The sequence below is a fragment of the Lederbergia graminis genome (assembly GCF_042655485.1).
GTDB lineage: Bacteria > Bacillota > Bacilli > Bacillales > Bacillaceae_C > Lederbergia > Lederbergia graminis.
This window is the reverse complement of sequence record NZ_JBHSMC010000003.1, coordinates 90711-111357: the sequence shown is the minus strand read 5'-3', so window position 1 is coordinate 111357 and position 20647 is coordinate 90711. Positions and strand designations below refer to the sequence as shown.

Annotated in this window: 15 protein-coding genes; 2 read left to right on the top strand and 13 right to left on the bottom strand. The window is 35.5% G+C overall.

Going from position 1 to position 20647, the window contains the following annotated elements:
- Nucleotide 1: 1 nt before the first annotated feature.
- From ACFPM4_RS05050 to ACFPM4_RS05005, 10 genes are all read right to left on the bottom strand, one after another.
- Nucleotides 2-1060, bottom strand: a complete 1059-nt coding sequence (locus ACFPM4_RS05050) for a Gfo/Idh/MocA family protein (RefSeq protein WP_382348495.1) — start codon at nt 1058-1060, stop codon at nt 2-4.
- A gap of 178 nt (nt 1061-1238) precedes the next feature.
- A complete protein-coding gene (locus tag ACFPM4_RS05045) occupies nt 1239-1970 on the bottom strand; it encodes a ThuA domain-containing protein (protein WP_382348492.1) in 732 nt (243 codons plus the stop codon).
- 49 nt (nt 1971-2019) lie between these two features.
- Nucleotides 2020-3006, bottom strand: a complete 987-nt coding sequence (locus tag ACFPM4_RS05040; RefSeq protein ID WP_382348489.1) for a carbohydrate ABC transporter permease — start codon at nt 3004-3006, stop codon at nt 2020-2022.
- A gap of 3 nt (nt 3007-3009) precedes the next feature.
- Nucleotides 3010-3870: a carbohydrate ABC transporter permease gene (locus ACFPM4_RS05035; RefSeq protein ID WP_382348486.1), complete on the bottom strand. Its 861-nt coding sequence runs from the start codon at nt 3868-3870 to the stop codon at nt 3010-3012.
- Complete coding sequence (locus tag ACFPM4_RS05030; RefSeq protein WP_382348483.1) at nt 3867-6137, bottom strand: DUF5696 domain-containing protein; 2271 nt, start codon at nt 6135-6137, stop codon at nt 3867-3869. The genes ACFPM4_RS05035 and ACFPM4_RS05030 overlap by 4 nt, the downstream gene beginning before the upstream one ends.
- Entirely contained in the window at nt 6131-8092 is a 1962-nt protein-coding gene (locus tag ACFPM4_RS05025; protein WP_382348480.1) for a hypothetical protein, read from the bottom strand. Before ACFPM4_RS05025 ends, ACFPM4_RS05030 begins: the two co-directional genes overlap by 7 nt.
- Nucleotides 8093-8159: 67 nt before the next feature.
- A complete protein-coding gene (locus ACFPM4_RS05020) occupies nt 8160-9041 on the bottom strand; it encodes a carbohydrate ABC transporter permease (protein ID WP_382348477.1) in 882 nt (293 codons plus the stop codon).
- Between the two features lie 18 nt (nt 9042-9059).
- Nucleotides 9060-10019: a carbohydrate ABC transporter permease gene (locus tag ACFPM4_RS05015; protein WP_382348474.1), complete on the bottom strand. Its 960-nt coding sequence runs from the start codon at nt 10017-10019 to the stop codon at nt 9060-9062.
- Nucleotides 10009-13023: an extracellular solute-binding protein gene (locus ACFPM4_RS05010; protein WP_382348471.1), complete on the bottom strand. Its 3015-nt coding sequence runs from the start codon at nt 13021-13023 to the stop codon at nt 10009-10011. The genes ACFPM4_RS05015 and ACFPM4_RS05010 overlap by 11 nt, the downstream gene beginning before the upstream one ends.
- A 183-nt stretch (nt 13024-13206) precedes the next feature.
- Nucleotides 13207-14751, bottom strand: a complete 1545-nt coding sequence (locus tag ACFPM4_RS05005; RefSeq protein ID WP_382348468.1) for an ABC transporter substrate-binding protein — start codon at nt 14749-14751, stop codon at nt 13207-13209.
- Between the two features lie 356 nt (nt 14752-15107).
- Between ACFPM4_RS05005 and serC the strand changes: the two genes are divergently transcribed.
- Nucleotides 15108-16229, top strand: coding sequence for a 3-phosphoserine/phosphohydroxythreonine transaminase (serC, locus tag ACFPM4_RS05000; RefSeq protein ID WP_382348466.1), 1122 nt, complete (start codon nt 15108-15110; stop codon nt 16227-16229).
- 807 nt (nt 16230-17036) lie between these two features.
- Here the strand turns inward: serC and ACFPM4_RS04995 are convergent.
- Nucleotides 17037-18074, bottom strand: a complete 1038-nt coding sequence (locus tag ACFPM4_RS04995) for an AI-2E family transporter (protein WP_382348463.1) — start codon at nt 18072-18074, stop codon at nt 17037-17039.
- Between the two features lie 284 nt (nt 18075-18358).
- On the opposite strand from ACFPM4_RS04995, the gene ACFPM4_RS04990 reads away from it, so the two are divergent.
- The gene (locus ACFPM4_RS04990) at nt 18359-18760 is read left to right on the top strand and encodes a hypothetical protein (RefSeq protein ID WP_382348460.1); all 402 of its coding nucleotides are present in this window, start codon (nt 18359-18361) and stop codon (nt 18758-18760) included.
- Between the two features lie 55 nt (nt 18761-18815).
- On the opposite strand, the gene ACFPM4_RS04985 is transcribed toward ACFPM4_RS04990, so the two are convergent.
- Nucleotides 18816-19313 carry a flavin reductase family protein gene (locus tag ACFPM4_RS04985; protein WP_382348457.1) on the bottom strand — a complete coding sequence of 166 codons (498 nt, stop codon included), beginning with the start codon at nt 19311-19313 and terminating at the stop codon, nt 18816-18818.
- Entirely contained in the window at nt 19314-20639 is a 1326-nt protein-coding gene (locus ACFPM4_RS04980; protein WP_382348926.1) for an LLM class flavin-dependent oxidoreductase, read from the bottom strand.
- Nucleotides 20640-20647: the final 8 nt, after the last annotated feature.

Here is a 20647-nt window from a genome sequence, read left to right as displayed (position 1 = left end):
ATTAATCAATTGTTACTGTTTTTCCAGTTTGGGAAGACTGAATAATATATTCCAATACCTTTTGATTTTGGTAACCATCAAAGAAAGTTGGGATATCCGAAGACGAATTGTTTGTGAGTAATGCAACAAAGTCCTCCAATTGTTGTCTTTGGTATTTTTCAGAAACCGCTTTCGTTCTAAATATAAGTGCTTGGTCTGTTTCCTCTTTTATGCAAATATCAATCTCGGTAGGGCGTTCACAATTAACATGTATTGTACCTAAATCACCATATATTGTTACTTCATGTTGATTTCCTGACCCAACGGCATTCCTAGTAGAAATGAAGTTACCTATCACGCCATTTTCAAGAATTGCTTGAAAGCTAGCATAATCATCAACATCCACCTTTTTCATTTCGCCAGTTATCGGGTCTTTCCTTTCATGGACAAATGTCTCCATAAGTGATGCTACGCTTCGAAACTCACCAATTAAATATCTAGCACTATCAATCATATGTGCACCTAAATCACCCAAGACACCGGTTCCTGTAACTGACTTATTGAAACGCCATACATATGGAACTTCATATATAGGTGCACCGAAGGATTGTAGGTATCGAACCGCTATATGACGCACCTGTCCAATTGTGTTTTCTTTTATTAATTCTTTTGCATAGCGGAAAGATGGAATATAACGGTAAGAAAATCCTACCATACATAGAATGGGTTGTTTTTCATACAACTTTGCTAAGTATTCAGCCTCATCAAAATTCAGTGTAAATGGTTTTTCCGCCATAATTGGCTTTTGATGTTTAATACATAACTCTAGTACTTTGGCATGTAAGTGATTAGGAACAATTGATATTACAGCATCTACAGATGAATCAGCAATAAGAGCTTCCATGTCAGTATATTGCTTATCCTTATCTACATTTTCATCATTCGCAACTTTTCCTAACAGGTCTTTATTCACATCACAAAGAGCTATAATATTAAGTTGTTCTAACTCCTTAATCATTCGTCGATGAGCGTTAGCCATATCACCTAAACCAATAACTCCAACATTCAATACTTTTCCCATACCATTTTCACCTCTATAACTAACTTCAAAGTTTATTAGAATTTGTTATGGGTATGACAAAACGTCATACCCGAATGAATGAAACTTTCAAAACTAATCATATAAATGAATAATTTTCAACTTACTTTGCATGAACATTTATGATTGGGATTTAAATCCATTCAAAATTACTAGTCTGTTAAACAGTTTCTTTTGCTTTGATTTCTTCTAATGCTTTGGCATTTCCATATGCAGGTTTAGCGAATTTAGTAGGACTAGCCCATTTCACAGCATTTTTTATTACTGTTTGAATTTCCTTATTGTGATATGTAGCGTATGTCTCATGTCCTGGTCGGAAGTAGAATATTTTCCCCCTTCCTCTTTGATACGTGCAACCACTTCTAAATACCTCTCCACCTTCAAACCAACTTGTAAATACTAGTTCATCCGGTGCTGGTATATCAAAGTGTTCCCCATACATTTCCTCTTTTTCAAGTTCAATATATTCGCCTATTCCTTCGACAATCGGATGACTAGGATCAATCACCCAAAGTCTTTCCAGATCATCTGCTTCACGCCACTTTAAGTCGCAAGTAGTTCCCATTAAAGTTTTAAATATTTTTGAAAAGTGAGCAGAGTGCAGAACTATTAGACCCATACCGTCCAAAACACGTTGCTTTACCTTTTCTACAATCTCATCCTTTACTTCTCCATGTGCTAGATGTCCCCACCAAAGTAGAACCTCTGTATTTTCCAATACTTTATTAGAAAGACCATGATCTACTTCATCTAATGTTGCCGTATTTACTTTGTGCCCATCTTCGGCTAAAAATTTTGCAATCGTACCATGAATACCATTTGGATATATTTGACTTACTTTTGGATTATGCTTTTCATGACGATTTTCGTTCCAGACTGTAACATTTAACATTGTAGAAACACTTCCTCATATATATTTAATAATTGCTTAATAGAGTTTTTTACTCGCCTGTAATTCCAGATTTATCAATACTTTCTACAAACCAGCGCTGTACAATTAAATACATGAGTGCTAAAGGCAAAATAGATAGTAAGGTTCCTGCAAAAGCTTTACCTTCTGTAAAGTTAAGATTTGGGTTACCATCCATAGCTCCTTGTCCACTTGCTTGAACTGTCTGACTAAATGTATTCTGTAAATCTCCTAAAAGAATTGGCACCGTTTGGATTTTCCCTTCTAAATAAAACGATGTTAAAAAGGTTTCATTCCAATATAACGCAAATGCATAAACACCAACGATAATAAATGCCGGTCGAACCATTGGTAGAGCAATCTTCCAAAATGTTTTGAAAGCTCCTGCTCCATCAAGAAAGGCTGCTTCTTCCAGTGCTTTCGGTATCATCATAAAAAATTGATAAAAGATAAGTATGAAAAGCGCTGCCTGTTCACCTTGACCAGTTAGAGCTGGTGTCACTAATGCACCAATAGTACCTTTAATATTCAACTCTAAAAATATTTCAAATCGTGGTAAGAAGAATAGTGTTTTAGGAACAACATACGTAAATAATAGAACGAAGAACACTAGTTTCTTTCCCCAGAAATTAAAGCGGGCAAGTCCATATCCAATTAATGCGGACGATATCATAATCGATAATGTTGATACACCAGCAACTAAAGCTGTTGTTACATAGGCGTTTGGTAATTTTAATGCCCTCCAAGTCATTTCATAGTTGAAGGTATACCAAGTTGATGGCAGCCACTCTACTGTACTATCTACCAAGTCTAGATTTGACATTAAACTTACTGAAAACATGTAAAGTAAAGGAAATAGAAACACAAATCCGAAAACTAGTAATATTGCATAGGTAGACAGCTTATAGAGCAGACCATCATTAATTTTCATCCCAAATAAAAGTTTTTTAGCGGATGACAAGTTAGTTTTCGTCTTCAAGGAGTAGTGATTATTTTTTTCTTTTAAGTTAATAAACATGTATTAATTCCTCCTTGACTTTCTACTTCGGGTTGCAAGGAACAAAATTGAGATGAGCAACACCTGGATGAACGAGTATAAAATCGCCATTGCGGAAGAGTAACCATCTCGTCTTGACCCGTCATACTTTGATTCCAATATCATACTGTTGATAGGATTCGCATCAAAATTCCCTAAAAACACAACGATGAACACTACACATAAACTAACTAATGGATAGATCGTTGGTAACGTAATTTTCCAGAACGAAGTCCATGCTGAAGCTCCATCTATAGATGCAGCCTCATACATATCCTTATTGATTTTTTGAAGTGCGGCTAAGAAAATCAAAATTGGCACGGCACTGTACCATAATAACTGAACGATTAAATCAAAGATTGAAACAATTAATACAACAATATTTTCATAGGGGATAATCGTATAAATCATATCCAATATTACTTTATTGGCTGAGATTGACATCCCACCATACGTACTCATATTTTCCATTAGTTCACCATTTAAAATGATGATAGGTAAGAAAAACAACAACCTGAAAAATGCTGTACCTTTTATCTTTTGATTTAGAAGCATTGCGATAATAATGGAAAGGGCAATAATAACAGGAACATATAAGATGGTTGTAACGAAAAAGTCCTGGGCTTCTACGATAAAATCAACATCTTCAAACAAAATTCTCGTATAATTCTCTACTCCTGCCCAAGAATAAGACCATCCAGACTTATTACCATAGGACACATTGTGAAAGCTCATATATATAGTTTTATATAAAGGGTAGGCAACTAAAACGAAGAAACCAACTATCCAAGGACTAATAAAGAGAACGCCTGTCCAAGCCTGTTTCTGCTTCATATTAAATTTCATAATATCACGAACCCTTTTGCTTTAATTTGCACTTCACCATTAGAGTAGTCACGATTATTGTAGTTCATTAAAATTTCCCTTCCATTACTATATGTGACCTTAATAATTCCAGGTTCCACTATTTCATGATTCACCATTTCACTACCTGCCACTTGTTTCAATGCGTCATTAACGACGTTGTAGTATGTGTCCATACGATCGCTTAAGTATTCAAGTTCTGAAATATAAACATCTCCAGATGCAGTATCTTTTAACTTATACGTCGACTCACCTGTCAACACAAATGAAGGATAAATACCATACTCAATTAACTTCAAGATCGATTGGTCATCATCTGTAGCAAAATTCATGTAAGGAGAATACATATCCTTGTAGCCACTCAAAATAAGTGGTATTAAAGGGATGGTTGCATCTACAAAAATTAACTCGGATGAAGCCATTGGTGTTTGATAAAGTTTATCCATGTAACTATACAAGTAAGCATCTGGTGCATAGACGCTAGTGGATATGCCCTTATCTTGGAAAAATCCTAACAATTGTTTTGTATATTCCATTCCTTCGATACTACTTCCAATAACTCCATTATCATAGTGGGTAAATAAACTATTCTGAAGTCCACCTAAGGCTAATGCGCTAATATTACTGCTCTTCAATGAATCGATATCAGCTTCAGCAAGTACTTGATAATATTTTGGGTTATTCATATAGTTAAATAAGTTTTTACTAGAATGATAGACATCAAAATCACGTCTATTCATTTTACTTGCAGTATATTTAGTGCTTTCATAGAAGGACTGGGCATAATCTAAATAGTAACTAAAGGAAATATCTTTCGTAGCGAAAAAATCGAGTGTGTCTTCTAAATCATCCTTGCCACCTAGGTGACTCAATATATCAAAGTGATAACCAGATTTATTTTGAATGAATGTCTTGAATGTCACATCTAAGTTTTCATAACCACTATTTATGAGCTCATTCACTATTTCTTTAGCTTGTGTGTATGTTGTCGTTGCAACATCCTCAACACCAAGTGTCCCCATTGCAACTTCATTATTAATAAAGTCAATCTTCATCGGTATTTTCTCTTTTACTGCTGATACACTCTTCTCTAGTCCATCTTTCTTCTCCAGATAATCTCGATATTTCTTTGCAACACCTACATAATTCGCATCATTATCTTGTAAGAATACATATCGTTGTGTCAGATCAAACTCATTCGGCTCTTCTTGGAATCCTAAAATATGTTGTTCCTCATTTACCCGACTTTGGAACTGAGAATAATCTTTCCGATAGATATATGAAAAATAAGATTGATAGTAACTTGTTTGTAAATCACGAGAATTATAGTTATACATGGCATAACTACTTCCACTTTCGGAAATAACTAACATTCCCGCATTGTTTGCATCATGAATTACCCCAAAGATTGGCACGGAGATCCGCTCTAATGGCTTCAATGCTAACCCTTTATTATTAGGAATAATGGTATTTTCATATCCCATGTCCTTTCCGTAAATAGCAGCAGAGTAACCAGTAGTATATTTAGGCTTTTCACTAAGATTGACAATTGCTCCAGAACCATCAGGAATAACAATGTAACCATCTTCCTTATGGCTAGTAGCTCCAAAGAATGGATAGACAATCATTTCATTCATGGAAATATTATTATTGCCACTTTCCCATAATTTTGGATTGTACTCGTCTACACTTTCTCGTGGAATATGAACAAGTAAATCTCCACCTTGTAGAGTCACTATCAAATCAAACTTGATTTGTTGGGCCTTGAAATCAATTGATACCTTAAAACCGTTATCTAGCATTTCATAGTTTTTCTCTACATTGGAATCTAATATCGTCCTTCTATTAGGTGTAAATTTGTCATATGTTACAAGTGATACACCTGCTTGAATAAAATTAATGATTTCTGGACTATATCCAGCTTCCACCATATCTCTACTAACATCATAAGATGACCATGTGTAGCCATTACATTTATCTTTCACCATTAAAGCAACCGTATTTTCTTCCAAATACAACTCCAATTGCTCATTTTCAGCTACTTTTTTAAACTTAGCTGGTATTTCTGTTGTGCTCTCAGTTTCATTATTACAAGCAACAACTTGATCATTAACTACTACAGACTGATAGTTATCTTGTGTCACAGCTATTCCATATTTCACATTGTCCATATTCAAGAAATGGAAGCTAACACCTGAAATGATCAGCACTAGCACGATTGTTCCGTATATTAGCAACTTCTTTACCATCGTCTGCTCACCTCCGTCACCAGATCACCTAAGAAACCAATTAATTGATTTCCTAAGGAATATAGGACAAACAAGAATAAACCGATAATCAACATCGTAAAAATTCCTTTTAAAAATACGATAATTGTTTCTCCGACATTATAATTGTGGATATCCTTTATCGTGAAAAACATCAAAAATGCAATCCATAGATACATAGCTTGTATTGGTAAGTGATAAAAAACTGATTGTTCTAGCGTTAAGCCATTACTAATGATGATAGTGATTGGCATTACAATAAGAATAGGTGATAATGCATAAGCAGTAGCATTATAAACTTGAACAAAACTTCCTTCACCTTCACTTATCGAACAAATCAAATAGGTCGAAATCATCCATAAAACAAACAGAAAAACAATAATGGATAATTCATACAGAATAAATTGGTTTTTCGGGACAAATAAAACATTCGTAAACTGGTGATGCAAAATAAAAACGGCAATCATTAATAGATAGATTAGTGTTGAAGACCTTTTAGCAACTCTGTTCTCAACTTTTATTTCATAGATTCCATTTAAAGGTTGTTTTAAAAAGGTGAAAATATATAATAAATCATCGATAACTTTTATTTTCCTTACGACACCAATTCGCTCCGCAACAACCGTTCCGTATTGAAATTTCCTATTTAAAGCTTTGTTCCCATACCATAACGTTAGAAAGAGTAGGAGTACAGAGAAGACCATACCTAGATTATTTGTTAGCCAATTTTGTCGTATCTCCCAGTATGCCTCTGAAATCCCTTCGTTATATTCAGTTTCATAAAACTCCGCGAATGCTTTCTCCGCCTCTCCCTCACGAAGGTAGGCATTTCCTAACCCAATATGCGCATTATCGAAAATAGAGTTGTATTGAAGTGTGTATTCCCATAACTTCTTGCTTTCTTCATATTCTCCATCCTGATAGGCACTCATTGCCTGATGAACTGTATTTGCAAAATGAGTAGGTTCATACATTTGAATTAATTTGTTCCCCTGATCAATTACAATTAGTTCATCTCTTGAATTGGACGCAATACTGACAGGTCGATTCAGAAGTCCAAACCTGCTTGAGCTAAAGTCCTTACCTCCAAATAGGAACAAGAGATTTCCTTGCGCATCATATTCAAATATCCATCCGTCAGATGTGACGGAATATACATTATTATGTGCACCAACCCAGACGCTCTCCGTATTAAGAGTGGCCACAAGGTTATCAGGAAAGTAATTGGTTCCAGACACATTAAATTTCTTAATTGGATTTGTTTCAATGGATGATGTTGCTGTATAAATAAATCCTTTTTCATCAATAGCAATATTAGTAGGTACATCTGGGAAAACCTTTTCTAGTTTTTCCTCCTGTTTTTCTGTCAGAAATACAGATCTAATTTGGTCGAGTATTGGAACCTTCAAAGGATTAGCACCAAAGAAAGTGATAAACTCTCCATCTCGATTCAACATAATTAATCCATTTACAGAACCATTACTTCTAACGTAGATATTCCCTCTAATATCAACTGCAATATGGGTAGGACTAAATTGATAACCTTCATTAAAGATTGGAGAATCTGGTTGCCCTATTTCTCTTTCAAACTCCAATGTTTCTTTATCGAAAATGAAAATTTTACTTTCAAAAGTATCCACAACATAAATCGAGTCGTCCGTTACAAAGGTACTTTTGATAAAATTGAACTTTTCACTCGTAAGCACATGTTGAAAGTTATAATCATGATCCAATATATAGATTTTATTAAACGTACTATCGGTGATAAAAATCGAATCTTCGTTATCTACAAATACGTGCTCTGGCGTGTCCAATGGCTCTCCGTTAATCATACTTATTTGCTTGAATGGGGTATAAGCAGTCTGAGTCTGAACAGTATTACCTTCACTATCACCTGTATACGTGAAATATGGCGCTTCACCATAAACAGATGACATAGGACCTCCCATCAAGACAAGCATTGCTATAAATACTATGAATATAATTTTTCTATACCACTTCATATTATTTAATCCCCGTATGAGCCATTGAATTCATGACTTTATTTTGTAAGATAATAAATAAAATTAAATTTGGAACAAACATAATTAAACCAGCAACTGCAGACAGACCCGCTCCAGCAACGATATTTCCTGATTGGGAAACTAACGTATTTAAATAGAATGGTAGTGTTCTAATAGATTCCTTATCCATAAAAATATTGGAACTTTCTACATTTCCCCAACTAGCTTGGAAGGTTAGGATTGCTACAGTGACAAGTGCCGGCTTCACTAATGGTAGTATTACATTCCAATACACCCTCCAGTTGCTTGCTCCGTCCATCTTAGCAGCCTCCAATAGCTCGTTAGGTATTTGATCCATAAATTGTTTCAATAGAAAGATACCTATTGGCATTGCTAACATGGGAATGATATGAGCCAAATACGTATTAAAAATTCCTAAATTAACAATGATAAAGAATCTCGGAATTGCTACTGCAACCGGAACAAACATTAAGGCCAGCGTATTAATCTTGTTGAAAGTCTCTTTCCCTTTAAAATTTAGTTTCGATAAAGCAAATGCTGCCAAAGAACTTATTAATAAAGTTAGTAAGATGACTGTTACTGTCACAAATAAGCTATTAAATAAATATCTAGATAGAGGTATCCCTGATTCTGCAGAAAAGTTGAATAGCAATCTAAAGTTTTCTAAAGTAGGCTCCCTCACAAAAAATCTAGGTGGATAAGCAAATAGCTCTGTGAAAGGTTTAAACGCATGATTAAATATAAATATAATCGGAAGCGCCATAAATATGGATATAATGGTCAATACCAAATGAAATTTCCATTGATCTTTATGAAACTTCTTTGGATTGATTTTCATAGCATTCGCCAATTTTCTCACCACACAATTTCATATTAAAGTTTAGTCTTTTTCCCCAAATAATTTATAGCTAATTCGGTTAAATAGAATCACAATTACTAATAAAACAACTGTTACCGCCGAAGCGTAGCCCATTTCATAACGAATGAAACCAAAGTCATTTGCGTGGTCCACGATTAACCATCCTGCATATTGTGGTGGAGGATTACCACCACTAAGTGTCGAGGCAATATCTGCCGCATTAAATGTGCCAATAATAGCCATTACTGCACCAAATAACATCTGAGGTTTCATAGATGGAATAGTAATATAGAAGATTTCCTGCCATCTATTTCTAATTCCATCTATATATGCAGCCTCATACATTGTTCGATCGATATTTAGTAAGCCAGCTAACATGGCAAGAAATCCTACACCCATACTGCCCCACAGTCCTATGAAAATCATGATAATCACTAGCAAGTCTGGGGATTGCAAGAATTGCAAAGGCTCTTTAATAATATTCCATTCCATGAGCCAGTAATTTAAATAACCTTTCTCATCTCCACTAAACAAAATTCTCCAAACGACTGCCATCATAATTGGTCCCGTTACGGATGGTGAATAAATAATAACGGTGTAAATGGTCCTTATTTTATGTGGGACTTGGGATAACATCCATGCAAGGAAGAATGCAAGCATGTACCCAATTGGTCCGACTATCACTGAATATAAAATCGTATTCGTAATGGCATTCTGCAAGAATATTGAATCCCCAGTAAATAGGTCAATAAAATTTTTAAAGGCCACAAATTCAGGGAATTGTACAGTGTTGTAATAAGTAAACGATAGAGCAACCGCGACCACTACCGGTAATATAATTAGCAGAGTAAATAATGCTGCGTAAGGTAGCATAAACAGGTACGGAGAGTCACTAGACCTTTTTTTACTTTTTTGTGGCTTGTTCTTCTCTATATGAGGTTTTGCTTCAGTCGGACGTTGTACCTCTGCACTATTTTCCATCTTTCCTCACCCAATTCTCTACATTTTCTATAGTAGGGACCTTATATGGTTTAATTAGCTCATTCGTCTCTACATCAATATATCCAAACTCTTTTAATTTTCGATTCAGTTCCCGATTAATGGTTTTCACAGCGTAGTCAATCGCTACACGTGGATTTTCTCTTTCAAAAACTACTTTGTTCCATGCATTACTAATTTCACGCTCCACCATATAGTCACCAGGTACTTTCCCTACTGTTTGGATCCATTCCCATTGCTCTAAAATGACATGCTTTGAATCGGATGGCCATGCACTTTTTTCGAATCCTTCAATGTTAGCAGTCAGGTATAAGAATTGGTTTCCTAGTGTTGATTGAATGTTATACGAAAATTCACTTTGTGTATCAGCACTTGTCCACCATTTTATTAATTCCCAGGCTTTGTTTTTCTTTCCGCTTTCACTGAATATAATTGCAGTGCTTCCATAGGTTGGATCCCAGCGCTCTATGATTCCGTCTTCATTTTCAATTCCCGGAATAGGTAAAACACCCCATTGTCCAGCTAATTCTGGTGCAGCATATTTTAATTGTATATACGTATTTGCATCTCCTATACCGACAGGTGACTTACCATTTCTGAAATTTTGATAGAATTCAGATGTAGTGATTGGCATGTTATAAACAGTAAATAAACTTGTCATAAAATCGAAAGCTTCATAGGCACCATCGAGATTAATAACTGAATTACTACCTGTTTCATCGTAAAGTGTTCCTCCAAATTGATAAATAAATGGAGTCGTCGTATCAAAACCTTTAAAGGCACTGTCCGAGCCTAATGGTGTATAAAAGCTCATATCATATCGCTGTAACATTGGAATTAAGCTAACAACATCATTCCATGTTTCTGGCGGTTCTTCGTTTAGAAACTCGAAAATATCCTTCCGATAAAACAACAACTTTACATCCTGTGTTTCTGGGATTGCATAAACACCTTCATCATAAATAAAAGGAACAAAAGTATTAGGGTTATACTGCTCCGCTAATTCGTAAAAACCATCATATTCACTTAAATCCTCTATAATTCCACGAAGAGCTAGCTCAAATGGTCTGCCATGACTAATTCCTAACGCCGCATCAGGAGTACTGTCAGCAGCATTGGATAATATCACTTTATTCTCATCCGGTAATAATGATAGATTTACCTTAATTCCCGTACTTGGGGTAAATTCTTCATCAATCATCCGTTGCATAATTTCAACATACAAACGGGATTGATTTACCCAAATTTCAACCGTATCATCATCCACTTCAGCAACTTCGTTATATCTCGGATTAAAGAAAGAATAAACAAATGCCTTTGTACTCTCTATTGCTTTCGTAACAATTCCTGCATTAGGTTTTGGAAGCTTTTCATCCTTATGGAAGTAAAACTTATCTAAATGCATCGGATTGTATACTAGCATAGGCATGATAGATTTAACTCTCGCATAGGCAGATGACTCCCCTTCACTAAATCTGTTCATATAATGTGGTAAGTCTTCTGGGTCTTCAATAAATTCATTAATCATGTCATGAGCAATCTTTAGTTCAGATAGTACCGGTAAGTCTTCTCCACCAGTGAAGTTTTGTAATGCAGTCCTTTGAATATTAATTTTCGATGCAATTCCTTGTAAATAGTCTTTAATTTCAGGTATATACCTTTCTATCCGCCATTCTCTTTCTTTATCTACCATTCCGCCAGTTAAATTCTTCACTTCTCTGGAAATAGTATCGATGCCTTCTAGAATTTCCAGTAGCCCATGGTAGATATCCCTAGTACTTGAATTGTTAATGGAAAGAGTAATTACGTGCTTCCCTTCTTCCAAGTAGATCTCATAATTACGCCCATCAGAATCTTGTAATGTCTCATTCTTCCAACTACTAGAATAGTCAAATCGATAGTGTTCTAACTCTTGGAATGGTACAGCGCCATCAATCTCAATTCGGCGAAATGTTGGCATCCCATTATTTGTATCTTGCGAGTATTTAAAAGTTAGATTGTAATAGCCACTTTCTTCAACGGAGAAATCATATTGAACCCTATCCCCACTATCCCCAAATGAGTAGCCATCAAGAACATTCAGTACTCTGTTTTTATATTTATAAGGAGTAATTTGCGGATCTCGTACATATTTCGCTCTAATACTCTGTTTATTTTTCAATGCGATGTTTTCTGCTTCAACCGTGATTGTATCCAATATTTTATCTTCGTTATCATTTACTATCTTTCGGTATTCTTCATAATTAGGTACAGCATTTTTAGAATTTTTAACTGTCACGTCACCCAACAAGATAAAACCTTCATGTAAATTAATCGAAACAGTGTTCTTCCCTTGATTGAATTGAAACTTTAAGGGCTCCGTAAAAAAATGGTTAGGGTCTACTAAACTGCTATTACTCCATTTAGAAACTAATTCAGACTTCGGATATAATTCATCCCCATAGCGATCATATTTAAGGTCATCGTTCAATTGCTCTAGTTCCCAATCGACAGATAAACGTAGTTGATTCATTTCGTTGAATTGACTTTCGTCATTGACTCTCACTTCTAATTCAGGTGTTAAAAAAGTTTCTGGTAAAACATAATAATCTAACCAAATTTCATACAGACCTGCTTTTGAAATATCTATGTCAAAGGATATTTCACTATTGGGTTCTAAGTAGGTAACGTTCCCCCCATAGCCCTCACTCTTAGAACTATCTAACACTTTTCCGCCCTTGATTTGGGAATAAGAAATAATATGTTCATGATCGGGAACTGGTAGATTGTCTTCTAGCCAATTATTCATAATGCTGTAATAATTACTATCTGATTGAAACCCAGAAATATAAGCTTCTACCGCAGATATACTGTTATCATATTCAGCTTCTGAGAGTACAGCAGCATATCTATCATCCAATTTGTTTTTTCCGATAAGCATAATTACTACAAATGCAATGATCAATAAACCGATAACAGAGAATATTACCTTCTTTTTTGTAGCCATGTAATCCCAACCTAACAAATTTTATATAGAAATAATTTCTGAAAAAATGAGCATTGCATATTCAACACTTTTTACTTATTATTAACGATTACAATATCGAATCGTATCACTAGCGATATTTGGGTTAAATATAGGGAGTCTACCTTTTCTAAATAGATTGGCAGACTCCGATATCTTTATTTATTACTGGTTATTATATTGCCTTAAATATTCTTCAAGTTGCTCGTTTAGCATTTCATCCCACTCTGTTGCAATATCACTGTAGCGCACACCTTCATCTCTAATTTTGTGCATTAGTTCCCATGTGTTTAAATTACTATATACATTGGCAACCGCAGGTAGATGTCGCGGATACGGGATAGGATCTGAAAGTTGTTGTTGGAATGCTTCATTTTTAAATGCATCGAAATTATAAATAGCTAATTCACTGTCCTCAGGGAAACCTTTAACAAGTGGGTGTTCCTGAAGAATATCCGGATTATTTGTAATAGGCCATCCTTGAATAAAGTCTAGTAGACGATCCTCTGCTCTTAATGGTGCATCCTCAGGTAGTCCAGTATATTCATCAATTAATGCCCATTTCGCTTTCAAGCCTTCTTCACTATACGTAAGCCATTTCAATAATTGAAATGCTGCCTCTGCCTTAACTGGGTCATCTGCTAATGAGCTTGATAGACTTAAAGTATCGTAATAAGCATGGATTTTAGTTGAACCGCCTTCAGGTGCAATTGGCATCGGATATACATCAATTTCAATTCCACGTTTACCTTTTATTTCGTTCACATCACCTGAAAGGGCATATAACCAAATGTTACCAACTGCTTCTAAACCGTCTCCCCATGCCCAACCAAGGTTACCAACTTTCTTCACTCTTTCTTCTTCAGATAAATCGTAGAAATGCAATCCTTGTTTTGCTTCTCTGGCGAATCTTTCGAAATATGCACCGAAATTAGTACTATTTGCAAAATCAAACTTTCCTGTTTCGCTGTTATAGCCTTTCCAACCATTAGGAATACTGTCAAAATAATGTGGTCCTAATTGCGAGAAATCAATACTACCTGGGAAAATTGGATTATTAGGGGTTAATTTAGCAACTTCATTACGTAAATTTTCATAATCCTCAAATGTCCAATCGTAGCTTGGAATTGCAATATTGTTTTCTTTCAGTAATGTAAGGTTTACTGCAGGAAATTGACCAACAGACATCCATGGAACACCGTAAATTTCTTCCCCATCATAACTTTGCATTAAGCTTCTTGCGTTATCTGGAATCCACTCCGCGTCTGGGTCTGATTCAATATATGGCGTTAAATCTAAAGTGAACTCACGATCGTAAGCTTCAGCAGCTAGTGGTGAATAGAATATATCTGGTAATGACCCTTCAATAGATCTTGCTGTAAGCATTTCTAATTCAGAGAAGTCATCATTATCTCCAGTAAATTGGCGATCACGCACTACCGTGATGTTAGGGTATTCATCCATAAACTTCTCGATATTTAACACCATTGGGTTCGCTTCATCATTTTCCCCATAAAATCTATTTGCATATATGAGTTCAATTTCTCGTTCTTGCCAATCTGGAACACCATTTTCATCTTCATCAATTCCCACAAATTCATCATAATTACTATTTTCCTCGTTACCAGCCTCTTCGTCTTTTTTACATGCTGTTAATATCAGTAATAAACACATTACTGCTACGATTAAGATAGAAATTTTCTTCTTCATCATATCCTCCTAATATCAATTATTTTTTCCATATTTACTACAAAGCCTTTTTATTTATCCACCACCTTTTTGTCATTAATGCCTGACACTATCCATAAAGGAAGCTCTTTCATTGTTTACATTAGTTATTTTCTCCTATATTACTTAACACTGAAACCGCCTACATTCGTTAAATGGTGGATTATATTAATTTTTCCTATAAATCTAAAAAAGCAAGAAACAGGAAAGTGAAATATATTATTAAATAATCATATATAAGTACACCATTTATAAATTTCAGATAGTAAACCCTTTCATGTTGGTAATTACCTTAAAACTGTTCCCAATTCGAAAAAATAGCTGTATAATTTTAAAAAATGAGTATTTTTGGAGTGATACTTTTGGAACAACGTATTCAACGGACATATAACTTTAATGCAGGTCCTTCAGCATTACCTTTAGAAGTACTGGAAAAAGCGCAAAAAGAACTAGTAGATTTCCGTGGTAACGGGATGTCTGTAATGGAACTAAGTCACCGTAGTGCCACGTTTGAAGAAGTACATAATGAAGCTATCTCTCGTCTGAAAAATTTATTTTCCATTCCAGATAACTATGAGATTCTCTTCTTACAAGGTGGAGCAAGTCTTCAGTTTTCAATGATTCCGATGAATTTCTTACAATCTGGTCAACAAGCAGCATATATCATGACAGGATCATGGTCTGAAAAAGCAATTAAAGAAGCGAAACTTTTTGGAGAACCATATGAGGTTGCAAGTACAAAAGATGAGAACTATAATCGGATTCCTTCACTTAGTGAGCTAAACTTCCATGATAATGATGCATATGTCCATCTCACATCAAATAATACTATCTACGGTACGCAGTGGCAGGAGTTTCCTGATACTGGAGATGTACCGTTGATTGCGGATATGTCTAGTGACATTATGTCAAAACCAGTGGATGTAAGTAAATTTGGTATCATTTACGCTGGTGCACAGAAAAACCTTGGACCATCTGGTGTAACAGTTGTGATTATTCGCAAAGATTTAATTGAAAAGGGCAATCAACAAGTCCCTACCATGTTAAAATATAGTACACATTCAAAAAGTAATTCCTTATATAACACTCCACCAACTTTCGGTATTTATATGCTTGGCGAAGTGCTTCGTTGGGTAGAAGAAAATGGTGGATTAGAAGCAATTGAAAAGAAAAATACCGAAAAAGCAAAGCTGATCTATGATGTAATCGATGAAAGCAATGGCTTCTATAAAGGTCATGCGGAAAAAGATAGCCGCTCCCTTATGAACATCACATTCAATCTACAGAGCGAAGAACTAGAGAAAAAATTCTTAGCTGAAGCCAAGGCAAGAGGTTTCGTAGGTCTGAATGGTCACCGTTCTGTTGGAGGTTGCCGTGCTTCCACGTATAATGCTGTTCCGTATGAAGCATGTAAAGCATTAGCAGATCTAATGAAAGAATTTCAACAAGCGAATCAATAAAAGTCTTTAAATAATAGCTCTGTTAAACTCTGTAGTTGATTTTCGCTCCTGTACACTCGTTTTCCGCGGGCACGGCCTCAGCTAACTTGGCAAAGAAAACCACTTGCCAAGTGGATCTTCGGCTCGTGCTGTTCCCGCAGGAGTCTCGTGTACATCCGCTACAATCAACTAAGTTGTTAACAACAATGAACTTTAACAGAGCCTAAATAAAAAACAAGTGGAGATGATCGTTCGGTCTATCTCCACTTGTTTTTTCTATTACCTCTGAAGCTCGCTGCGAGGTTAGTTGGTTCTATGAGTCGTTTTGGATGGGGAGATGTAGTGAAATGGTGGATAGGTATTTTCTATAAGACATTTGGAACGGGGTTTTGGGATGAAACGTCCATTAGAACCGTTCTATTAGACATTTAAACTGAGGGTTTCATCCAAAATGTCCATTAGGAGGACTCTATTGGACATTTGGAACGAGATTCTGGAATGAAACGTCCATTAGAGCTATTCTATCAGACATTTAAACTGACGTTTTCATCCAAAGTGTCCATTAGGACGACTCTATTGGACATTTCGAAAGAGAATCTATGATAAAGTGTCCATTAGACTCCTTCTATTAAACATTTCGAAAGAGAATCTATGATAAAGTGTCCATTAGACTCCTTCTATTAAACATTTCGAACGAGATTTAGAGCCAAAACGTCCATTACCCCGCCTCTAATCAGGTCACCATATTGAACTTACCGCAATTCAACATTCAACATAAAAAGAGCCTCCCAACAAGTCCAGTGCTGATGACTTGTTGGAAGGCCGCTTTTAATGAAAAAGTCCTTTTTTCTTAACAGGTACGGTATTATCTTTGTTTGTTACATCTAACACATCAAGTAGGAAGACGAATATTGGAATACCAATGATTAAGCCCCATACTCCAAAGAAATGCTCGGAGAAGATTAACACGACAAATGTATAGAAAACAGGTAAATCTGTTTTGGATGACATTAATTTTGGATTTAAAATATAGGCTTCAATTGCATGAATGACACAAATGAAGATTAGTATATAAATTACGTTTATAAACCCACCGACTGTATAGGCGATAATGGTAAGTGGGATTAATGAGATGATAACCCCCGCAACCGGAATTAGGCCTAGGAAGAAAACCATAATAGATAACCCAAATATATGAGGGAATCCTAGAACAATTAACCCAATTGTCGTTAATAAACAGTTTACAATCGCAATAATAAATTGAGCTTCGATAACTTTACCGAATGTACGAGTGAATTTACTACCGAAAAATGCAATTTCGTTATAAAACGGTGCAATTTTACTATCTTTAAATTTTGCAGTAAATTCTTTTAAACGCGGCTTTTCTAGCAGGAAGAATAAGCTCAATAATAATGAAAGTAATACTTGAATACTCACATGACTAATGTCTGTAAATGTCTTAACGATAAATGAAAAGCCATTCTCTAAGTAAGAAGAAATTTGGAAATTGGAGATGAGATCCTCAATATAATTTAAGACAACATTATTTTCATGTGGTTGTGTATAAAAATTCGTTATCTGTCTAACTAGCTGGGTGATTTCATTGGTGATGATTGGGAAATACCTTACAATCCCGAACGTTAATAACCCGACTATCATTGTATACATGAGCAATGCCAATACTTTCCGATTAATCGGAACACGCTTAGCAGTAAACTCTACTAATCTATCCATCAAAAATGAAAAGATAAAAGTAAGTAAAATAAAGTTAATCATGCTTCTCATGCTATAGAGTATTAATACAATTAGCGCAAAGATGAGAACCCGCTTTACTCCCTTTTTTTGAAAAAATTTAGCTATCTCCACCTAAACATTTCTCCTTATTTGCTTTTCTTTAGAAAATGTTCACATTATCAACTCCACAAAGCATTGAAAAATAAGGTGTGATACAGTTTTGTGAGCACTCTCTATATGTTTAATAATACCTAACTATCGGTCCATTGTGAAATAAAAGTTTGTATTTTTTTATGATGTCATCATATTTTTTGACAATTTTCTTAAAATAGCTTCTTTACAAATCCCCAACTCTAATATGTAATAATAATAGGATATTAATTTCATATTTTTACTAACTGCTGGAGGTTATTCTATTGTTAGCTGGCTACTTATTTTTAACCGCTTCCATTATTGCGGTCACCCTTATATTAATTCTTTTTAAAAGGTCGATGGAAAATTTGAAACAATTCCCTGGAAATCGTGGAACGATGCAGATGTACTTTTTTCTAGGGGCAGCTTTAGCAGAAATAATCCCTATATTCATTATATTATTCGGATTAATGAAAATTAAACCTTCTCCATTAAGTACTTTTATTGTACCAGGAATCGGAATTTTATTAGCGATTATTTTTGCGATTATCCATGTTTTTTCACAAACAAAAAATGTGAATGAGGATATTAAGAAAGATGTTGTTTCTTTTGCTTTTATCGGAATTACGTTAACACTTGCCTTGCCAGTTGTTTCTCTATTAACGCTTTTACTGTTTATTGAATAGCTCAAAAAAGCTGGTTATTTCAAGACTTCTTTGTCTTTAAAATAACCAGCTTTTTCTACAATTCAATTCTTTCCGGAAGTGCAGAAAAACTTCCTTGATAGTAAAGTAGAGGTTCTTTATCATTTTTCTCGATTTCCACTACTTCCCCAATTAATATGGTGTGATCTCCAGCTTCCACTTGTTTGAATGTTTTGCATTGCAGAACCGCATATGAATCACTAATGATCGGCAGGCCGTATTCGGAAATGCGCCATTCACATGTAGAGAAGCGGTCGACTCCTTTTTTGGCAAATGTATATCCAACATCTTTTTGATTCGCTGCTAACACATGAACAGCAAAAGAGTCTGCACTTTTAAATACATCAATATTCGAAGAACGATGATCAATGGACCATAGTATTAATAATGGATCTAATGAAACGGATGCAAATGAGTTAACAGTTAGACCCACTGGATTTCCTTCCTTATCTGTAGCTGTAATAATCGTAACCCCAGTCGGATAATTTCGCATCACTTCTTTAAATTGCACTTTTTGCTCTTCACTTTGTGACATTTATATTCCTCCTGCTGTTGTTTTTTTATTTGAATATATAGACATTGGAGTAGGTAATCCTAAATGTCCTCTTAATGTTGATGCCTCATATTCTTTTCTAAATAGACCTCGTGATTGTAGTATTGGAATCACTTCGTCTACGAATTCAGTAAAACTCCCTGGCAAGTAAGGAAACATTAAATTATATCCATCTGCACCACCATGAATGAACCACTCTTCCAATTGGTCCGCTATTTGTTCCGGTGTACCAAAAATAAGTCGATGCCCTCTCGTACCAGCAATACGTTTATATAATTGGCGAATCGTTAAATTCTCTCTTCTGGCTAAATCAATAATAAGTTGTCTGCGGCTTTGGTTACCATTCGTTTCTGGTATTTGTTGAGGAAGTGGACCATCTAGTGGATAGTTAGATAGATCAATTCCTCCTAAATAATCGGAAAGAAAATCCAGTCCAATTTCTGGTACAATTAAGTCTTGAAGCAATTCATATTTCTCTCTTGCCTCTTGCTCCGTTCGACCGATAATTGGCGTCACGCCAGGTAACACTTTTATCGTATCTGGATTTCTTCCAAACTCCACTGCCTTCGCTTTCAATCGTTCATAGAAATGTTGTGCATCTTCTAACGTTTGTTGAGCTGTAAACACGACCTCTGCTGTTTCCGCTGCAAGTTTTACCCCTGCAGTAGAGGAACCTGCCTGGATAATGACCGGTTGCCCTTGCTTTGATCTCGAAGCATTCAATGGGCCTTTTACGCTAAAATACTTACCTTGATGGTGTAATGTATGAAGCCTCTCTGAGTCAAAATATACACCGGTTTCCTTATCCCTAATTAAAGCATCATCATCCCAACTATCCCATAAACCTTTCACAACTTCCACAAATTCAGCTGCTCTATCATAACGAACCGAATGCTCTAGATGATTTTCCCGACTAAAATTCTTCGCTTCCTCTTCATAATAAGAGGTTACAACATTCCATCCAGCTCTGCCATTGCTCAGATGATCAATCGATAAAAACTTGCGCGCAATATGAAATGGCTCATTGTACGTTGTCGAAGCAGTTGCGGCTAGACCAATCTTCGTCGTAACAGCTGCCAACGCTGATAGTAACGTAAGTGGCTCAAAACGAACTTGCTCCGCTGGATGGGATAAACGATTAAAGGTGAGACCGTCACTTAAAAATAGCATATCTAGTTTTCCTCGTTCTGCGATACTGGCAATCTCTTTAAAAAACTTTAAATCCAGAGCCGCATTTGCATCGACATCCGGGTGCCGCCAAGCTCCCATGTGATGTCCTGTTCCTAACACAAAAATTCCTAGGTGCATTGTTTTCT